General features: G+C 51.4%; 22 protein-coding genes and 10 tRNA genes. 5 read left to right on the plus strand and 27 right to left on the minus strand.

Features of this window, described 5'->3' with window-relative positions:
• Positions 1-97 precede the first annotated feature (97 nt).
• From KNP74_RS08360 to acpS, 18 genes are all read right to left on the minus strand, one after another.
• Positions 98-174: transfer RNA gene (locus KNP74_RS08360), tRNA-Ile, on the minus strand.
• 10 nt (positions 175-184) lie between these two features.
• Positions 185-261 (minus strand) — tRNA-Arg (locus KNP74_RS08365).
• A gap of 4 nt (positions 262-265) precedes the next feature.
• Positions 266-353 (minus strand) — tRNA-Leu (locus KNP74_RS08370).
• Between the two features lie 31 nt (positions 354-384).
• Positions 385-460 (minus strand) — tRNA-Lys (locus KNP74_RS08375).
• Positions 461-469: 9 nt separating this feature from the next.
• A tRNA-Gln gene (locus KNP74_RS08380) sits at positions 470-541 on the minus strand.
• Between the two features lie 7 nt (positions 542-548).
• A tRNA-Asp gene (locus tag KNP74_RS08385) sits at positions 549-624 on the minus strand.
• Positions 625-647: 23 nt separating this feature from the next.
• Positions 648-723 (minus strand) — tRNA-Val (locus tag KNP74_RS08390).
• Positions 724-729: 6 nt separating this feature from the next.
• Positions 730-804, minus strand: a tRNA-Glu gene (locus tag KNP74_RS08395).
• Positions 805-830: 26 nt separating this feature from the next.
• A tRNA-Ser gene (locus KNP74_RS08400) sits at positions 831-922 on the minus strand.
• Between the two features lie 9 nt (positions 923-931).
• A tRNA-Asn gene (locus KNP74_RS08405) sits at positions 932-1006 on the minus strand.
• 208 nt (positions 1007-1214) lie between these two features.
• Complete coding sequence (locus KNP74_RS08410) at positions 1215-3350, minus strand: Tex family protein (RefSeq protein WP_371816327.1); 2136 nt, start codon at positions 3348-3350, stop codon at positions 1215-1217.
• Between the two features lie 67 nt (positions 3351-3417).
• The gene (gene sigB, locus KNP74_RS08415) at positions 3418-4218 is read right to left on the minus strand and encodes an RNA polymerase sigma factor SigB (RefSeq protein ID WP_021068185.1); all 801 of its coding nucleotides are present in this window, start codon (positions 4216-4218) and stop codon (positions 3418-3420) included.
• The gene (gene rsbW, locus KNP74_RS08420; RefSeq protein ID WP_021068184.1) at positions 4184-4660 is read right to left on the minus strand and encodes an anti-sigma B factor RsbW; all 477 of its coding nucleotides are present in this window, start codon (positions 4658-4660) and stop codon (positions 4184-4186) included. The genes sigB and rsbW overlap by 35 nt, the downstream gene beginning before the upstream one ends.
• Positions 4657-4983 (minus strand): STAS domain-containing protein, encoded by a 327-nt coding sequence (locus KNP74_RS08425; protein WP_128123185.1) that lies wholly within the window; start codon positions 4981-4983, stop codon positions 4657-4659. Before KNP74_RS08425 ends, rsbW begins: the two co-directional genes overlap by 4 nt.
• Positions 4984-5123: 140 nt before the next feature.
• Positions 5124-5474: a type II toxin-antitoxin system PemK/MazF family toxin gene (locus KNP74_RS08430; RefSeq protein ID WP_029596222.1), complete on the minus strand. Its 351-nt coding sequence runs from the start codon at positions 5472-5474 to the stop codon at positions 5124-5126.
• A gap of 5 nt (positions 5475-5479) precedes the next feature.
• Positions 5480-5758: a hypothetical protein gene (locus tag KNP74_RS08435; RefSeq protein WP_034780874.1), complete on the minus strand. Its 279-nt coding sequence runs from the start codon at positions 5756-5758 to the stop codon at positions 5480-5482.
• Between the two features lie 129 nt (positions 5759-5887).
• Positions 5888-6964, minus strand: coding sequence for an alanine racemase (gene alr / locus KNP74_RS08440; protein ID WP_214764027.1), 1077 nt, complete (start codon positions 6962-6964; stop codon positions 5888-5890).
• Positions 6942-7319 carry a holo-ACP synthase gene (acpS, locus tag KNP74_RS08445; RefSeq protein ID WP_214709353.1) on the minus strand — a complete coding sequence of 126 codons (378 nt, stop codon included), beginning with the start codon at positions 7317-7319 and terminating at the stop codon, positions 6942-6944. Before acpS ends, alr begins: the two co-directional genes overlap by 23 nt.
• 63 nt (positions 7320-7382) lie before the next feature.
• On the opposite strand from acpS, the gene KNP74_RS08450 reads away from it, so the two are divergent.
• Positions 7383-8108 (plus strand): rhomboid family intramembrane serine protease, encoded by a 726-nt coding sequence (locus tag KNP74_RS08450; protein ID WP_214709351.1) that lies wholly within the window; start codon positions 7383-7385, stop codon positions 8106-8108.
• Positions 8109-8261: 153 nt separating this feature from the next.
• On the opposite strand, the gene KNP74_RS08455 is transcribed toward KNP74_RS08450, so the two are convergent.
• From KNP74_RS08455 to KNP74_RS08465, 3 genes are read right to left on the minus strand one after another with little or no spacing between them, the layout of a single operon-like run.
• The gene (locus KNP74_RS08455) at positions 8262-8579 is read right to left on the minus strand and encodes a hypothetical protein (protein ID WP_214709349.1); all 318 of its coding nucleotides are present in this window, start codon (positions 8577-8579) and stop codon (positions 8262-8264) included.
• Positions 8580-8612: 33 nt separating this feature from the next.
• On the minus strand, positions 8613-9095 hold the full coding sequence (locus tag KNP74_RS08460; protein WP_235420248.1) for a hypothetical protein: 483 nt from the start codon (positions 9093-9095) through the stop codon (positions 8613-8615).
• Entirely contained in the window at positions 9088-9363 is a 276-nt protein-coding gene (locus KNP74_RS08465; RefSeq protein ID WP_034780860.1) for a 4a-hydroxytetrahydrobiopterin dehydratase, read from the minus strand. Before KNP74_RS08465 ends, KNP74_RS08460 begins: the two co-directional genes overlap by 8 nt.
• Positions 9364-9505: 142 nt before the next feature.
• On the opposite strand from KNP74_RS08465, the gene KNP74_RS08470 reads away from it, so the two are divergent.
• A complete protein-coding gene (locus tag KNP74_RS08470) occupies positions 9506-10039 on the plus strand; it encodes a cysteine hydrolase family protein (RefSeq protein WP_214764028.1) in 534 nt (177 codons plus the stop codon).
• Positions 10040-10061: 22 nt separating this feature from the next.
• Entirely contained in the window at positions 10062-11507 is a 1446-nt protein-coding gene (locus KNP74_RS08475; protein WP_214764030.1) for a nicotinate phosphoribosyltransferase, read from the plus strand.
• A 41-nt stretch (positions 11508-11548) separates the two neighbouring features.
• On the opposite strand, the gene KNP74_RS08480 is transcribed toward KNP74_RS08475, so the two are convergent.
• A complete protein-coding gene (locus KNP74_RS08480; protein ID WP_034780857.1) occupies positions 11549-11851 on the minus strand; it encodes a hypothetical protein in 303 nt (100 codons plus the stop codon).
• A 115-nt stretch (positions 11852-11966) separates the two neighbouring features.
• Here KNP74_RS08480 and KNP74_RS08485 point away from each other — a divergent pair, with 115 nt between their 5' ends.
• Positions 11967-12440, plus strand: coding sequence for a YwpF family protein (locus tag KNP74_RS08485; RefSeq protein WP_034780942.1), 474 nt, complete (start codon positions 11967-11969; stop codon positions 12438-12440).
• A gap of 74 nt (positions 12441-12514) precedes the next feature.
• Here the strand turns inward: KNP74_RS08485 and KNP74_RS08490 are convergent, their stop codons facing one another.
• From KNP74_RS08490 to KNP74_RS08500, 3 genes are all read right to left on the minus strand, one after another.
• Positions 12515-12991 carry a DUF456 domain-containing protein gene (locus KNP74_RS08490; protein ID WP_034780856.1) on the minus strand — a complete coding sequence of 159 codons (477 nt, stop codon included), beginning with the start codon at positions 12989-12991 and terminating at the stop codon, positions 12515-12517.
• A gap of 10 nt (positions 12992-13001) precedes the next feature.
• A complete protein-coding gene (locus tag KNP74_RS08495) occupies positions 13002-13601 on the minus strand; it encodes a histidine phosphatase family protein (RefSeq protein WP_138860038.1) in 600 nt (199 codons plus the stop codon).
• A gap of 66 nt (positions 13602-13667) precedes the next feature.
• Complete coding sequence (locus tag KNP74_RS08500) at positions 13668-14603, minus strand: alpha/beta hydrolase (RefSeq protein ID WP_138860039.1); 936 nt, start codon at positions 14601-14603, stop codon at positions 13668-13670.
• A 172-nt stretch (positions 14604-14775) separates the two neighbouring features.
• Between KNP74_RS08500 and KNP74_RS08505 the strand changes: the two genes are divergently transcribed.
• Positions 14776-15786 (plus strand): metal ABC transporter solute-binding protein, Zn/Mn family, encoded by a 1011-nt coding sequence (locus KNP74_RS08505; RefSeq protein ID WP_214764031.1) that lies wholly within the window; start codon positions 14776-14778, stop codon positions 15784-15786.
• A gap of 433 nt (positions 15787-16219) precedes the next feature.
• Here the strand turns inward: KNP74_RS08505 and KNP74_RS08510 are convergent, their stop codons facing one another.
• Together KNP74_RS08510 and KNP74_RS08515 are read right to left on the minus strand one after the other, a co-directional pair.
• Positions 16220-16675 carry a DUF1877 family protein gene (locus tag KNP74_RS08510; protein ID WP_034780851.1) on the minus strand — a complete coding sequence of 152 codons (456 nt, stop codon included), beginning with the start codon at positions 16673-16675 and terminating at the stop codon, positions 16220-16222.
• A gap of 84 nt (positions 16676-16759) precedes the next feature.
• Entirely contained in the window at positions 16760-18208 is a 1449-nt protein-coding gene (locus KNP74_RS08515) for an alanine/glycine:cation symporter family protein (protein ID WP_214764032.1), read from the minus strand.
• Positions 18209-18357: the final 149 nt, after the last annotated feature.

Consider the following 18357-nt stretch of genomic DNA (forward strand, 5'->3'; position numbering starts at 1 on the left):
GATATAGCTCTTTAAAAATGACGAAGCTTGCGCTTCATTCAAAAATTGTAAAACATTTTTGCCTCATCGTTCAGTTTTCAAAGTTCGTCAGTTAAAATGGTGGGCCTAAGTGGACTCGAACCACCGACCTCACGCTTATCAGGCGTGCGCTCTAACCGGCTGAGCTATAGGCCCATAATAAAAATGGTGCACCCTGAGAGATTCGAACTCCCGGCCTTTAGATTCGTAGTCTAACGCTCTATCCAGCTGAGCTAAGGGTGCATATTGGTGCGGTCGAGAGGACTTGAACCTCCACGGTGTTAACCACCACTAGGCCCTCAACCTAGCGCGTCTACCGATTCCGCCACGACCGCAGCGTATTAAGGTGTTACGAGGGACAAAAAATGGTGAGTCATGCAGGGCTCGAACCTGCGACCCTCTGATTAAAAGTCAGATGCTCTACCAACTGAGCTAATGACTCAAATATAAGCTGGGCCGGAAGGGATCGAACCTTCGCATGTCGGAATCAAAATCCGATGCCTTACCACTTGGCTACGGCCCAACGTAAATGGCGGTCTTGACGGGATTTGAACCCGCGATCTCCTGCGTGACAGGCAGGCATGTTAACCCCTACACCACAAGACCGTTATACGTGCTTAAATTTGAAATGGTGGAGGATGACGGGATCGAACCGCCGACCCCCTGCTTGTAAGGCAGGTGCTCTCCCAGCTGAGCTAATCCTCCGTATGATGGTGACCCGTACGGGATTCGAACCCGTGTTACCGCCGTGAAAGGGCGGTGTCTTAACCGCTTGACCAACGGGCCAGATGTATGTGTTTTCTAAAAATAAGTGGCGGAGACGGAGGGATTCGAACCCTCGCACCGGTTTCCCAGCCTACTCCCTTAGCAGGGGAGCCCCTTATAGCCTCTTGGGTACGTCTCCAAAATAAAATGGCTCCGCAAGTAGGATTTGAACCTACGACCTACCGGTTAACAGCCGGTTGCTCTACCACTGAGCTATTGCGGAACGTTGCTTGAATTTATCGAAGTAACGATTTAAATTGTAACCGCAAACCAGAAACCTGTCAATCACTTTTTTAGAAAAGCTTTAATATTCCATGCCGTCTCTCAGCGACTTCTATAAGATAGCACGGGCAGAAAAGACCGTCAACACTTTTTCATAAAAAAATCGAGCAAAATGAAAAACATTTCGCTCGATGCTAGTTCTCTCTCATTTAACTGCGTGGCTCAAGCATCGTGAGACTGATTCGCCCACGATTGGCGTCCACTTGTTCGATCCATACGGTGACGATATCACCGACTGCGACAACGTCGAGCGGATGCTTGACGTAGCGATTCGACAATTTCGAAATATGGACGAGTCCGTCTTGCTTCACCCCGATATCGATGAACGCCCCGAAGTCGATCACGTTTCGCACTGTTCCTTGGAACTCCATACCGACCTGGAGATCTTCCAAGTTCATAACGTCTGTCCGAAGTAACGGCTTCTGAATGTCTTCGCGTGGATCACGTCCTGGTTTCGCAAGCGACTTCAAGATATCTTCAACTGTCGGCAAACCGGCATCTAGCTTCTCACTCAATGCTTTGGCGTCAACCGTCTTCAATCGATCTCGCAGTTCAGCCGTACCGACCGCTTGCTTCGAAACACCGAGTTCCTTCAATAGAGAGAGCGTCAACTTATAGCTCTCCGGATGAATCTCCGTTTGATCGAGTACATCGCTTCCGTTCGTGATCCGTAAAAAGCCGGCCGCTTGCTCATACGCCTTCGCTCCGAGACGAGGCACTTTCTTGATTTCTTTCCGCGTATCAAAGCGACCGAACTCATCCCGATACGCGACAATATTTTTAGCCGTCGTCTTGTTCAATCCAGATACATATGTGAGCAGCGATTCCGAGGCTCGGTTCACATCCACACCGACCATGTTGACGACACTCTCGACGACAAACTCGAGCGACCCCTTCAGCTTGTTTTGACTGACGTCGTGTTGATACTGTCCAACCCCCACCGATTGCGGGTCGACTTTGACGAGTTCAGCCATCGCGTCTTGGATACGTCGGGCGATCGAGACAGCCGAGCGTTCTTCTACTTTCAATTCCGGGAACTCAGACCGTGCAATCTCTGACGCCGAATAGACACTCGCCCCCGCCTCATTGACAATGGCGTAAGCAATCTCGCGTTCAGCTTTCTTCAGCCAGTTCGATACGAATTGCTCCGTTTCACGGGATGCGGTCCCGTTCCCGATGACAATGACCGAGATCGGATAACGTTTCACGAGCGACGCTAACACTTTTTCCGATCCGGCGACATCGTGTTTCGGTGCCGTCGGATAGAAGACACCGACTTCTTCGACTTTCCCGATTTCATTGACGACGGCCCATTTACATCCTGTGCGATAGGCCGGGTCAATCCCGAGGACGACGACCTCACGAAGCGGCGGTTGCATGTAGAGTTGCTTCAAGTTTTTCGAGAACACGTCGATCGCCTGTTCTTCGGCCGTCTCAGTCAATTCGCTACGAATCTCACGTTCGATGGCCGGAAATACCGACTTCTTGAACGCGTCCTTCACGGCGAGTGTGACGAGTTCGCGTTTCTCTGTCGGCAAACGGTCAAACTTGCCGAGCGCTTGTCGCATGAAGCCGGCTTCGTCGAAGACAATCTTCACTTGCAACACGTCCGTGCGCTCTCCCCGGTTCAAAGCGAGAATCCGGTGCGGGACGATTCCTGCGATTTTTTCTTCATATTCATAATACTGGGCGAACACTTCTTTCTCATCTTCCGCTTGTTTTTTCTTCTGCGAACGAAGGAGCGCCTCTTTCCGGACTCGTGTTCGAAGTGATTGTCGAAGCGTCGCCACTTCGCCCCACTCCTCCCCAATGATTGATTGGACGAACGGAAGTGCTTCTTCAAGCGAAAGGTCACCCGCTAACGACTGCGCTTCTTTCAGCGAATAGGGTGTCGGTTGACGATACCAGTCAGCGAGGGCTTGTAGTCCTTTCTCCCGCCCTTGTTCGGCTTTCGTCCGTCGCTTCGGACGATAAGGGAGATAAATGTCATCGACTTGTTGCAGGCTCGTCGCCGCTTCAAGCGCCCGTGTCAATTCCGGCGTCGCCTTCTCGAGTTCTTCAAGTTTGGCGAGGACGTCCGTCTTACGCTTGTGCAAACTCTCTTCATATTGTAAGGCGTCGAGAATCGCTTTGATTTCGACTTCATCGAGATTACCGGTCATTTCTTTACGGTACCGGGCCATGAACGGAATCGTCGCTCCGTCCGCGGCAAGTTGTTGCACCGTTTCGACTTGACTCGTCTTCAACTTCAACTCTTTTGCGACTTTCGTAATCAATCGAATCACTTCCTTTTCTCTTCTCTCTCTAGAAGTGTAGCAAACTCACGCCTAGACGACAAAAAACGATGACCATTTAGTCATCGTTTGAAAATACTTCGTTGAGCGGGACTTTGATGGCCTCACGTAACTTCTCAAGCGCGCGTCGCTGCAAGCGCGATACGTGCATCTGCGAAATCCCGAGGAGTTCACCCGTCTCTTTTTGGCTCATATTTTTATAATAAGCACATTCTAAAATCGCCTGTTCCCGTTCGTTCAGCACACTGAACGCTTTTTCAAGGATGAGGCGCTGGTCGACCGATTCGTAGCCACGTTCTTGGCTTCCGACAAGGTCGAGGAGCGTGACGGTCGAACCTTCGTTGTCCGCTTCGATTGAGCTGTCGACGGAAAGGGCTTGGTAGCTCTTGCCCATCTCGAGTGTCTCGAGAATCTCTTCATCGGAAACGCCGAGGTGATCGGCGATCTCATCGATGCGCGGTGACCGTTGCAACTCGGTCGTCAATTCTTCGACCGTCTTCTTGATTTTCGGTCCAAGCTCTTTAATCCGGCGCGGAACGTGGACGCTCCACGTCTTGTCACGGATGAAACGCTTGATTTCACCGATAATCGTCGGAACGGCAAACGACTCGAAACTACGACCGAACTCAGGGTCAAAACGACGAAGGGCAGCGAGAAGTCCGATCATCCCAACTTGAACGAGGTCGTCATGAATGGCCCGGCCCCGTGAAAACTTTCGTGCAAGCGCCTCAACGAGGTCCGAGTATCGGTTAATGAGGAGCATCTGGACTTCTTCATTTTGATCGTCCTGTTGATAACGCTCAATCCACTCTAATACTTCATCATCACTGTGATGGCGTTGTTGAGATTTTGCTGGCACTCTGATCCACCTCGTCCCTGTTAAGGAGTTTCGTCATCGTCACCTTGACACCATTGTCCTTGTTGATCGAGACGTCATCCATTAAGGCTTCAATGAGGAAAAGACCGAGTCCTCCTTCGTGAAGCGATTCGATTTCAGCCGTCTCTTCGACTGGCGCCGCTTGGCGTTTCACGTCGTCGGCAAATGTTTTGCCCGAGTCCTCGATCGTCATCTCGAGACGATCTTGATGGACGCCACACGTGAGTTTCACTTCACCTTCTTGGTCTTCATAAGCATGTTGAACAGCATTGCCACAGGCTTCCGAGACCGCGATTTTAATATCTTCGATCTCGTCGTACGTATATCCCATACGGTTAGCGATTCCTGAGACGACTAAACGGACCACACCGACATACTCCGGTTTGGCCGGGAACGTCATCACCGTCTGTTCGATGTTACTCATTGCGTGCCACCTCTTACGTTTGTATTGATCGAAAGCAACTTGTGCAGTCCTGTCAATTCAAAGAGACGATTGACGCGGTCGGTGACACCGACGAGCGACAACTCTTTCTCATTACGTTTGGCTATTTTAAGGGCACCGACAAATACGCCGAGACCAGTTGAATCCATATAGTCCACTTCATCCAAATGAACGGTGACGTCTTGGTCCGTGATTGCCGGGTGCAAGACTTCCTTCAATTTTGGTGCGGTATATGTATCCACTTCTCCGGATACGTAAAGGTGTAATTGTTCTCCAATGACTTGCTCGCGAATCGCTAAATCCATCGTATATTCCCTCCTAATGTGCGTACAGAAAAATTGAGTACGATTAAACTAAATTCCCGTTTTACAGAATTCTAAACTATTTTTCAAAGATTTTTTTGAAAAAAAACCGATACCCATGTATCGGTTTCTTTATATGTAAGCTAGAGAGGGATTAATCCCAGACTAATCTCTAGCGCTCGGTCAACTTTGTGCATCGTCTCATCATCAAGATGAGTGACTTTATCTGTCAGACGACGCTTATCAATCGTTCGAATCTGTTCAAGTAAAATCACGGAATCTCGTTCGAGACCATGTTTGACTTGATATACCTCTACATGAGTCGGCAGTTTTGCTTTCTGGATCTGAGCCGTAATCGCAGCGACAATGACGGTCGGGCTAAAGCGATTGCCGATATCGTTTTGAATGACGAGAACCGGACGAACTCCACCTTGCTCTGAACCGACTACGGGCGACAGATTCGCATAAAACACGTCACCACGCTTTACGATCACTCCGCTCACACCCCGCTTACTTGACGTAAGAGAGCATGTTCGGCTTCCGTCTCAATCATCAGCATCTCTTCTGCCATATTCAAATTAAACGCGGCCATCTCTTGATAGCCTCTCGCCAATTCTTCGCGCAGTGTTTGTTGTCGATCAGCAATTTCTTTGGACAAGTACGTCACTACATCGTTCAATGACAATGATTCACGGTCTTTCATCGAAATCGGACCCCCATGCTGCGAGAACCGATCTGGAACGGACGCTAAAGCACCCGCAGTTCGCTGTTTTAACATCTTACACCTCCAGAATCGTTTCAATGACTGGCGGAAATATTCCCGCGTTCTTTACCAATATAACACGCGAGTTTGGGAAAATATAGAGAATTCCCGAAAGAATTCAGATAATTTCACACGTTTTCCGCTTTACACATAACGTCGCGGGAGGCGATTCGTTAATTGACAGACGACCTCATAGTTGATTGTCTCGAGATGCGTGGCCAGTTCGTCAATCGCGACTGGTCCGCCGATGAGCGTGACCACAGTTCCGACCGGCAGCTCTTTAGGAAGCCTCACCATGAAGCGATCCATGCAGACACGACCGATAATGGGGCAGCGCTCTCCATTGACGTCTACTTCGAAGCCGCTCGCTTTACGAATCCAGCCGTCGGCATATCCGACCGGCACGGTACCGATCCACTCATCTTCAGTCGTCGTATACGTCGCCCCGTAGCTGATCGTCTGTCCAGCTTCGAGTTGCTTCACTTGCATGAGCTTGCTCTTCAACGTGAAGGACGGACGTAAAAATGAATAGAAGGAAGCCATTTCAGCTGACGGGTAGAGCCCATAAATCGCAATTCCGACCCGCACCACGTTGTACGGTACGTCTTGTCCGACCATGCGGATCGCTCCGGCCGAGTTTGACGTATGAATGTAGCGGAATCGCGAGTGGAGTCCATCCATCAACTGACCAAATCGCTCCTGCTGCTCATAGTAAAGCTCACTGTCAGGCTCATCCGCTGTCGCAAAGTGCGTATAGATCCCTTCGACGATAAAACGGTTATCTGCCGCTTCTAAAAGGGCATCAAGTTCGGCGCGGGTCCGCAGACCGAGGCGCCCCATTCCGGTGTCGACTTTCACATGAACGGTGAGTGGACGGTCAGAAAGATGTGCGCGCGCCTCACGCAACCAGTCGGCCGAAAAGACGGACAACGTCACATCGTGTTCGGCTGCGACGCCCGCATATTCTGGGAACTGGGCCTCCATGACGAGAATCGGCGCTTTAATCCCGGCCTCTCGGAGCTCGATGGCTTCCTCGAGTAAGGCCACGCCGAGCATCGTCGCTCCGTTATCAAGCGCAATCTTTGCCACTTCGACGGCACCATGCCCGTAAGCGTTCGCTTTGACGACGGCCATGAGCGCTTGCGGGATCCGTTTTTTGATTTCGATTACGTTATGTTTGATCGCCGCCCGATCGATTTCAATCCAACTTGGACGAAACATCGTGATCCCCCTCTTCAATGATGACTTGTGCCACGGCATATTGCTCGCTGTGGCTGATACTCATATGAATCCGGCCTGAGTACGGCGCCGTCATATACGGCCGTCCGGTCTCATCCGGTAAAATTTCGATTTGTTGCCACGACAGGCCCCGAGCAATCCCGGTCCCGACCGCTTTGGCATACGCTTCTTTCGCCGCAAATCGTCCGGCGACGAATTCGATGCGCCGTTGTTCTGGATAGGCGTCCGCAAGCGCCCGCTCGGCTTCGGTCAACAGACGTGCGACGAAACGGTCATTTTTGAGCGAGTGAGCAATCCGCTCGAGCTCGACGATATCGATTCCGATTCCCACAATCACAGGACACTCGCTCCTTTCCTTTTTCACTCGTTTCCTTATACAATTAAGGAAAGAGGTGATGCTATGTTTAGTCGTACTGAGAATGTTCAAACGTTCGTCCGGGCGTATCCACTCGTAACGCTGTTCATTGTAATCCAACTGCTCGTGTTTGTCATCGATTCTTTGGTCCCCGACCTCCGGATCGTCGCACTCGGCGGGTCATTCCATCTCGCACTCGCCCAAGGGGAATGGTACCGTCTCTTGACGGCCAACTTCATCCATTTAGGGCTCGGTCATTTGCTGTTCAACTCGTTCGCTTTGATTATATTCGGACCTGCCATGGAACGCATGGTCGGTCACATCAAGTTCGCCGTGTTCTATATCGTGGCCGGTGTGCTTGCCAACTTGCTCACGTTCTTCACGGTGAGTGAACTGTTCTACCTGCAAGCCGGTGCTTCAGGTGCGATTTTAGCGATTCTTGGCTTCTATGTGTACATCGGTCGGTTCCGCCGGACGCTCATCTATAGCCAGGACGCGCGACTCGTCTATATCTTCGTCGCCATTAGCGCCGTGTTCACGCTCATCGGGGCGAACGTATCACTTTGGGGACATGTGTACGGCTTCCTTGCCGGGTTCTTGCTTGCGGTCCCGCTTGCCCGGTTCGCGGTCCCATACTCGCGTCCGCTCCGTCATGGGAAGTACCAACCACGCAAGTATTCCCCGCCGATCATTCATACGGGTGAAGGCAAATGGATTTTTTACGTAATTGTCGGACTGGCCGTGTTCGGCCTGTTCGCCCGCTTTTTGTAATCACAAGTGCTCCTGAAAAGCAGACGGGTTTCGTCACGTGACCGATTTGTTTTCAGGAGCTTTTGTATTCGTGAAACATTTATCATATAGGGACAGCGATGAAGACAACATAAAAAACAGCCCGGCGCAACAGCACCGGACCGTGAATATGAATTAGATTTGATTTTTGTGACGAGCGTCTTGGAGCGCGTCGACCAAGTCTTTCACATCTTCGACGAGATTTTGAATCGTGTCTTGGTTCTCTTCGTAGAGCGCCTTCAAATCCATGACGCGATCTTTCAAGCTCCCTTTCGATGAGGCTTGAAGGCCGACCGAATGGCTTTGTGTTGACGCATCCTTCGACTTGAGTCGTGATTTCATATGTTTGAGCTGTCTGACTTGTTGTTCGCGCGTCTCTCTGTGGAGAAGCGATGCCCCAGCTCCGATGACGGCACCTGCGGCCATTCCCATCCAGAAGTAGTTCTTGTTCATAAAAAATCCTCCCCTAACATGACGTTATGTTTATTATAGGTCATCCGCTTCATCGACGACATAGTGTTTTATGATTGGACCGGCTCCTTTTTGTTCGACGGCTTCTTTCAGCCATTCTTGGAACAAGACATAGTCGGTCGAATCACGGAAACGATTTCCGCCCTCGGTGAATTGGATGAAGATAATCCCGTGGTGATCGTCCGGGTCGACACCGAGCCGATAGGCGGCAAAACCGCTATGGCCAGACCCAAGACGTGATTTGTCTTTCAACAAGCGATGGAACAAGAGCGACCGGGCGTTCGAATCGACCGGAATGTTCGCATAGACAATATTCCCTTTCGAGGCGAATTGTCCTTCCGCTTCTTCGATTTGAAACGTCTTCCCGCTTTGGAAGGGAGACTTGTCGCCTTCTGCGAGCAAAATCGTCTCGGTCCCGTTGGCGACAAGGATACCGGGTTGTTGACGCAATCGTTCAGCGACAGTTCCTGAGGCAAACGTCATGAACAGTTTAGACAAGCCCCTCACACCCTTTCGCGAGCATGATGTCTTTCTCCGTGATTCCACCTTCGTCATGCGTGGACACGGTCAATGTGACGTTCCGATACTCGATCAAGATGTTCGGATGATGATTGAGCTCCTCCGCCAAATCAGCGACGAGATGGACGAACTGAATCGCCTCTGGAAACGTCTCGAGCCGATACGTCTTTTGTAATTCCCCTTCAACAACATCCCAGCCATTTAAGCGGGATAGTTGCTCTGACAGTTCGGTTGATGACAGCAGCATGTGCTGATTCCCCTTTCGCAAACGGTTCTTCTTACACCTAGTACCCGACCCCGATCAAAAATAATCTTTTTCGCATCACGCAAAATGATTTAGAATAAGAAGGATAGCCAACTATTCTTTACATGAGAGAGGAGAGCTCCCCATGCGAGCATTGATTGTGATCGATTACACGTTTGATTTTATCGCAGATGCGGGTCGTTTGACTTGTGGAAAACCAGGGCAAGACATAGAAGAACGAATTGTCCAGTTGATCGAGGAGTTCGCAGACGAGGATTATGTTGTCGTCGCGAACGACGTGCATGACGCCGGTGATACGTATCATCCTGAGACGACGCTCTTCCCGCCCCACAACATTCGCGGTACAGAGGGCCGTGAATTATACGGTGCCGTCAAAACCGCGGCGAGCCGGGCCGATCATTGGATCGATAAGACACGCTACAGTGCCTTCGCCGGGACCGACCTTGATTTGCGTTTACGCGAACGGGCCATCACGGAAATCCATCTCGTCGGTGTGTGCACGGATATTTGTGTGCTCCATACCGCTGTCGACGCGTACAACCTCGGCTATACAATCGTCGTCCACGCCGACGCCGTCCAAAGCTTCAACCCAGTCGGCCACGATTGGGCGCTCGAACATTTTGTCACGACCCTCGGGGCAACTGTGACCGGGAAGTGACGTAAAACAGAAAGGATCGATTATGTTACATCGCAACCTAGCACTTCACACAGACTTATACCTCCCACGTTGGATGTATATCTATTGGAAACAAGGCCGTCACAACGAACGAGTCGTGTTTGACCTATACTATCGCTCAAACCCGTTCAGCGGAGGTTACGTCGTCTTCGCCGGCCTGCAAAACATCGTGCACTATTTAGAGAACGTCTCATTCACGGAAGAAGATATCCGCTACTTGAAACAGCAACTCGACTTTGAAGACGAGTTCGCGGATGTACTCCGTAACTTCAAGTTCACGGGCTCGCTCTACAGTGTCCGTGAAGGAGAAGTCATCTTCCCGAACGAACAAGTCGTCCGCATCGAATCGACGATCTTTGAGGCGAAGTTGTTCCAGACGGCGCTCTTGAACATCGCCAACCACGAATCACTCATCGCGACGAAATACGCGCGCATCCGCCAAGCTGCGCCGAACGAGACACTACTCGAAGGCGGTGCTCGTCGCGCCCAAGGCGTCGATGCTGCGTACTATGGAACACGGGCCGCCTATATCGCCGGTTTCGACGTCACGAGCTTGGTTTCGGCCGGACGTGATTTTGACGTCCCGACCGGCGGAACGATGGAGCACGCCGATATCCAGTTCCACGATGACGAACTCGAGGCATTCCGCTCGTTCGCCTCGATGTACCCGGACAATACGAGCCTGTTGATCGACACGTACGATACGCTCAAGTCAGGTCTCCCGAATGCGATCACGGTCGCCAAAGAACTTGAAGCGAAAGGCTACCGCTTGAAGTCGGTCCGACTCGACTCGGGTGACTTGGCCTACTTGTCGAAACGGGCCCGAAAAGCATTGAACGCGGCCGGACTCGATTACGTCAAAATCGTCGTCTCGGGCGACCTCGATGAGTACGTCATTCAAGACTTGCGGATGCAAGGAGCTGAAGCCGATACGTTCCTCGTCGGGACACGCGGCATCACGGCCTATGAGCAACCTGCCCTCGGCATGGTGTACAAGCTCGTCGCTCGAGAAGGCGCCGACGGGCAGCTGAAGCCGGTCATCAAAGTGTCGTCTTCGAAAGTGAAGACGACGACACCGCACAAGAAAGAATTGTATCGCATCATCGATAACGAGACCGGGAAATTCAAAGGGGACTATATCGCCCTAGCTGACGAGCCGGTTGAGACGTATAACGAAATCGACTTGATTGACGTGCGCGACCCCGCGTTCCGCATCAAGACACGTAACTTTAGCGTCAAACGTTTGCTTGTCCCGATTTTCCAAGACGGCGAACGCGTATATGAGTTACCGAACGCGAAAGAAATCCGCACGTATCATCACGAGCAGATGAACGGTCTGTGGGAAGAGTACAAACGCCTCCGCTTGCCGGAAGTGTACTCGGTCACATTCAGTAAACCGCTCTGGGACTTGAAGCTCGAAATGATTCGTCAAACTCGGATTCCGAAATAAAAACAAGAGGCTACGGATTTTTTTCCGTTAGCCTCTTGTTTTTATGCCGTCGTCATCTCATTCGCATGGATCTTATCTTCTTTTCTCCGAAAGTAAAGGGCGATCGAAAGAGAGATCAAAATCAATATGAAGTAAACGGTCCGTTGCCAAAACGTCGCTTCCGTATCCCCTCGGAACAACGCGATGATATAGTCACTCCCGCTCACGAAGAACAAGCCCGCGAGCAAGAGAAAGATTCGATATCCGGCCCGACTCCGCTCCTGCTTTACTTTGAAGAAAAGGACACCATAATAACCGATTGCTAGAATCGCGATATACCCGATTATGCCAACAACCCAACTCATCTTGATGCCTCCTTGTCCTCTATTTTTTTTACGTCGCTTCCCCGCTATCGTAACACAATCTTCGAATCAGACTGTGTTAAGATGAGTTAAAGAAAATGTGGAAGGGATCGATACGATGAAAACGTTCCGCCTAGTCCAAGTTCGCCTCGTCCAAGACGAGTACGGCAACGAGTTGAACCTGCCCGTCGAACTGCTCGATGGGTTGATCATCTCAAAAGAGCACGACAACGAATGGCTCCTCGAGATGCTCGTACCGACTGAATTTGCCGTCACGCTTCATCATTACTTGAATAAACGAATCCTGCTTCTCGCCGAGGCCGTCATCACGTCTCCATCGAACCGGCCGGCCGCCCTCGCCTTGACGTTCACGAGTGAACGGTCGCTAAGCGACCATCACACGTTCGTCGCCGAAGGGCTCATGTTGTTGCCGAAACAAGACACGACGAAGCAAGTACTCGATTCGTTGATTTCCGAAGGCGTGGCCAACGCCGAACTCAAACCGTCCTTCTTCGAAAAACAAATGGAGCAACAGCAGTCGTTCAGCCGCTCCGCCTTCACTCAGCTCGTTAAGACAGGATCGTTCGAATAAGTCGAACGGTCTTGTTTTTCTTTCCCCGTTTTTTCAAATATCTCAACCCAAAAAGGCGAAGAAATTTCTCCGCCTCAAATGTAGATGAAAAACAAGATGACCATCATCGTCATTCCGACGACTTTGAGCATCGTACTTCCAAGGAAAGCAAGTACCGTCCCGACACCGATACTCCACGCCTCACGCGTCGATTTACCGAGCGTGAGCTCCGCTAGAAACGCGAAGATGAACGGGAAGATGAGCACGCCGACGAGCGGGAAGATGAACGGACCTGCGATCAATCCGATCGTCGCTCCCCACTTCGCCCGTTCGGAACCGCCTCGTTTATCAACCGTCGCCCGAGTGACGATATAGTCGACTACGAACAAGAAGATCAAAAATACGGTTTGCCAAAGCCAAAACGTCCATGTGAGCGGCTCGAACGAGAATCCAAAACCGTAAATCATATAACCGATGAATAAGAACAAGACGCTCGGGATGACCGGATAGATCAGACCCGCGAACGCGACAACAAACGATGCGATGATGAAAATCCAGAGCAATGTCGTCATGAGCTTCTCCTCACTTCGCGACGATCACATTCGTAATATGGTCGGCGACATTGACCGCCTTGACCACGAACTGACCATCTTGATATTCGATATAGTTCGAGCAGGCGTTGCGCATGGCGTGGCGGAACGTATACGTGTCGTCAATCGCCGATAAGGCGGCTTTAATTGCATGTGAATGACAGACGACGATGATACGTTTTCCGGCATGTGCCTCGACGATGTCTTCCATGCCGCTCAAGACCCGGGCCCGCATCTCATCTTCTGACTCGAGACCCGGGACGCGGTCTTGATCATCGGCTTGGACAGCTTCGTAAATGCCAGGCACCGGTTTTCCCGACGCATGACCGAACTCACGCTCGATGAACCGTTCGTCCTGAATAATCACGCCTGGGTCAATGCCGCACGCCTCTGCGATGTAGCGGGCCGTATCCATCGCTCGCGAAAGCGGGCTCGCGACGATCACGTCCCATGATTCTTGGCTTAAAAAGGCCGCACTCTCTTCGGCCTGCCGATGTCCGAGTGCGTTGAGCGGGATGTCTTCCCGCCCTTGAATGATTTCTTGAAAATTCCAATCTGTCTGACCATGTCGGACCAAACAAAGTTCTGTCACGCGAGTCACTCCTTTTTGATTCCTAAATCCTACCCCATCGTACCATCTTTGAAAAAAAGCGCAACGTCACATCATCGCGTCATCGATGAAACGATCGATCCGGGCCATGAGTTGTGTTTCTTTGATCGGGTTATCGGATTGGAGGAAACTCGCTAACGAATGGGTGCCGTTCGGAAAAGAAATCAATTGCACGTTCGCGCCGACCTCGCTCGCATGCTCCACGAAATGGAGTGCTTGCCCGAACGGAACGATGGGGTCTTTCTTCCCATGCAAAAGGAGAATCGGCGGGGCATCATCGTACAGATGCGTGACCGGAGAACACTTCACCATCAGTTCGCGCCACGCCTCACGACTACCTTCGTAAAACTTCAAATGGGCGAGCCACGTCTGGATGAACTTGAACAACAAGAAGTTCGTCGGCGGATAAAGGGCGATGACACCTTTCACCGGCGGCACGTCATCGCCGAGTTCTCCTATAAACTGCTTGCTTCGGTCGAGTGCTGTCGCAAGGACAAGGGCCGCGCCTGCCGAGTCGCCCCAGACAATCAATTTGTCGATGTCAAGATTGAGCAGACCGTCGTGTTGTTTGAGATAGCAAAGCGCATCGGAGACGTCGATGATGTTGTCCGGGAAATAGACCCCGTCCTCGAACAGACGATAATCGATGCTGATGACCGCGAATCCTTTGGCGAGGAAGTGGTCGAGCAATGGATGGAACAACGTCACCATGCCTCGATTCCCTCGAACGAATGCCCCGCCGTGTGCATAGACTGCGACCGGAAATGGTCCTTCGCCGGGTGGGTAGTACACATCAAATTGGAGCGGACGGTCATTGACAATCTTGTACGTGTGAGTCCGGCGTTTACGGGTCGAGGGACACACCGGCAACTCAGGCTCTTGCCAACGCACGAGCGATCCGTATTGGTTCCATACGCTTGCCCCGGCTGCGGTGGCGGCCGCGAGCGCCGCACCACCGACGAACCAGGCGGTCTCCTTTCTCATATACATCCACTCCTCGTTCTTTTTTAATCATATTCCCTTTTTCTCGAAAAACCATCCATCTGAAGTCGGACTTGACGTGTTCGCATTCGCCCCCTATAATATAAAACGCAGTCCCAGAACGTAACGGTTACGATTTAAAGGTTTTATATAGAGAGGACAGGTGGAGAGGGTTATGAACAAAAAACTGTTAGGTGTCGCCGCTGCCGGGACACTTTTATTAGGTGGTTGCGCAAGCAATGAAGAGGGCGGTGCCACAGAGGAAGCCAACGACCAGTTGACCGTATATGCGTCGACGTTCGCGTTGAAATCATTCGCCGAGGAGATTGGCGGCGACCGCGTCCGCGTCGAGATAGTCATCCCGCCTGGTGCCGACCCGCACACGTACGAGCCGACCTCAAAGCAAATGACAGACATCGCTGAAGCGGACTTGTTCTTGACTGTCGGCCATGACCTCGAGCCATACGTCGAGTCGATGGAGAAGAGCTTGGCCAATGAGAACGTCACATTCGTGAAAACAGCCGAAGACATCACCCTTTTATCGGCTGATGACACGGTCCACGTCCACGGTGAGGACGAGCATAGTGAAGAAGACGAGCACGGACATGATGACGATGACCATGCTGAGGAAGAAGCCGGTCATAGTGAAGATGACGGCCATAACCACGGTCAATACGACCCACACGTCTGGCTCGACCCAATGAATGCCGTCTCGATGGCCAAAGCGGTCGAAGCGGCCTTCAGCGAACAGGCCCCTGACTATAAAGATGAGTTTGCGGATCGCTTGAGCGCCTTCAAAGAAGAAGCCGATACGCTCGACGCCGAGCTGAAAGCGGCAGTCGAGGGCGGTTCGAAGTCAGAGCTGCTCGTGACGCACGCCGCCTATGGCTACCTAGCGGAGCGCTACGGATTCGACCAACTCCCAATCGCAGGTCTCACGCCTTCGGAAGAACCGTCACAACAGGCGTTGAAGCGCGTCATCGAAGAGGCTCAACTTCATGATTTGAAATACATCGCCTTCGAGGACACGGTTACCCCGAAAGTGGCCCAGGTCGTTCAAAATGAGATCGGCGCGGAGACGGTGACGATCTATAACTTGGAATCGGTCACGAAAGAACAGATGGACAAGAGTTACTTCGATCTCATGCGCGAGAACGTCAAAGCGCTTGAGACGGCATTGAAATAAGACAAAAACTCGGCGCTGCGGCGTCGAGTTTTTTTGTCTAAATGGTATGACTAGCGTTTGGCGTTGTCCTGTAGAAGTCGTTCCGCGACCATGACGTAGACTACAGAAACCAAAACGCCTACGGTACCTGGTAGAACGGCGACAATTGGGTCGGCCAAATATGAGGCCGGGATTAGGTAAGTGAATAAGGACTTCACGCCATAAAGTGCGATCAAAGCCGTAAGTAGAATTAAAGTAATCGTTTTTTTCTTCACATTCGCGAAAAACTGACGTTCAGTTTGATTTGTCTCATCTGCATTCGTTATACCTAACCAAGATAACATTCAGCGAACCTCCATGATCATCACACTTGTAGCACTTCTCCCCCATTAGTTCACGTGAATCGAGACTAGAAGTGACTGACATCTTTCCTAATTATACCATTTAGACGATCTTACTCATAATAAATCAATACGAGCTCATCCCGTTCAATCGCTTCTTCGCAGAATCGTTTCAGCAACGTCCATTTGAGCCATACATCATCGAGGCCTTCATGGTCGACGAACGCCATGTCGGCGACATCCTCTTTCGTGAACGCGTTCATCGCGTCTTTGACGATATGGAGCAGTTGCGGCGTCAAAATCCCGACGACGACCGCCTGCTTCTCGTTGACGATCAACTCTTCCCCAATGACCGCCATCTCCAAGTTATACGTGTCATCCCCATCGATATAGACTTCGATTTGCCCGAGAATTTTTTGGAACCGTTCAATATTCGGGAGCGTCAACGTCTCATACGTGTCACGCTGTTGAGCGTGAACGTGCAACAGCCAATCTAAAATCATTTCCGGGTCTTGCCCGAACGAGACCCATACTTCTGGGGAAATGCGTATATAATGTGTCGTCTCCATGATTGAACGCCCCCCTTTTCTTCAGTTTACCCATCTTTTAGGCGCAAAAAAACCGCCTACGTGTTTTCGTAGACGGTTTGTCGCTTATGAACGAATCGTGCCTGTCTTGACTTCTTCCTCTTCTGCCGTCTCCCAAGCCTCGATGTACTCGCGGCCTGGCAAGTTGTCGATCGAATCGGCGTAAAATACCGGGTCATCACCTTGACGGCGTTGCTCCAAGTAATCGTCGAGGACGAGACGAGCGACTTTCGCGAGACGGAAAATCGCATACAAGTTGACGAGCGCCATAAGGCCCATGAACACGTCCGCAATCGACCAGACGAGACCGGCCGAACGGACGGCTCCGAAGAGGATCATACCGACGACACCGATGCGGTAGAGCGTGACGTAAATCTTTTTATCCGAGATGAACTGGATGTTCGTCTCGCCGTAGTAGTAGTTTCCAAGAATCGAGCTGAACGCGAACAAGAAAATCGCGATCGTGAGGAACGATGTCGCCATCGGACCAATCTCAGCCGTAAGCGCCGCTTGTGTCAATTCAACACCTGCGAACGACTCCGATCCGGCTACACCTGACAACAAGATGATCATCGCTGTCGACGTACAGACGAGAAGCGTATCAACGAAGACGCTGAACGATTGAATCAAGCCTTGCTTGACCGGGTGCGATACTTCCGCTGTCGCCGCCGCGTTCGGGGCAGAACCCATTCCGGCTTCGTTCGAGAAGAGACCGCGACGAATTCCTTGGAGCACCATCGCTCCGATGGCACCGCCGAACAGTTGCTGCAGACCGAACACGCCTTCTGAGAAGATCAAACCGAACACTTCCGGCAATAATGATGCGTTTGAAATCATGACCCATCCTGCGAGCAAGATATAGCCACCGGCCATGACCGGGACGATGATACTCGAGAGCACGGCGATCGACTGAATCCCACCGAAGATGACGATTGCTGTGACGACGGCCAAGACGAGACCGACTGTCGTCGTGCTCACGCCGAACTGATTGCTCATCGAGAGCGAGATTGTGTTCGACTGCACCGAGTTGAAGGCGAATCCGAACGAGAACGTGATGAGAATCGCGAACAAGATCCCCAGCCAACGTTGACCGAGGGCGCGCTCCATATAGTACGCCGGGCCTCCACGCCATGTGCGTCCGTCCCGAATCTTGTAGACTTGTGCGAGCGTGCTTTCTACGAACGCCGAAGCCGATCCGATGAGGGCGATGAGCCACATCCAAAAGACGGCTCCTGGACCTCCGAGCGCGATTGCTGTCGCGACACCGGCGATGTTACCCGTTCCGACGCGGGCTGCTGTCCCGATCGCGAACGCTTGGAATGACGAGACTTGGCCTTTTTCACGTTTCATGCCGTCTTTGAACAAGAGGCGGAACATTTCAGGCAACATCCGGAACTGGACAAACCCCATCCGGACGGTGAAGTACAAACCTAAGGCGACAAGGACAACGATTAGCACTGATGACCAAAGCAAGTCGTTGGCTGATGAAACGAGACCTTCTACGAATTTCTCCATCTTTAAATCCTCCGTGTATGTATGAGTTATAAGAAAAAGTTATGTCAACTTTCTTTACATGAGTAGAATTATAGGAAAAACGTCTAAGAATTGCAATCTTTTTTCGACAAATTTCACATGAGCTGTCGAACAACAGAAAAAGCGACCGG

Origin of the sequence: Exiguobacterium sp. s141 (assembly GCF_018618085.1) — a bacterium.
Classification (GTDB): Bacteria; Bacillota; Bacilli; order Exiguobacteriales; family Exiguobacteriaceae; genus Exiguobacterium; species Exiguobacterium mexicanum_A.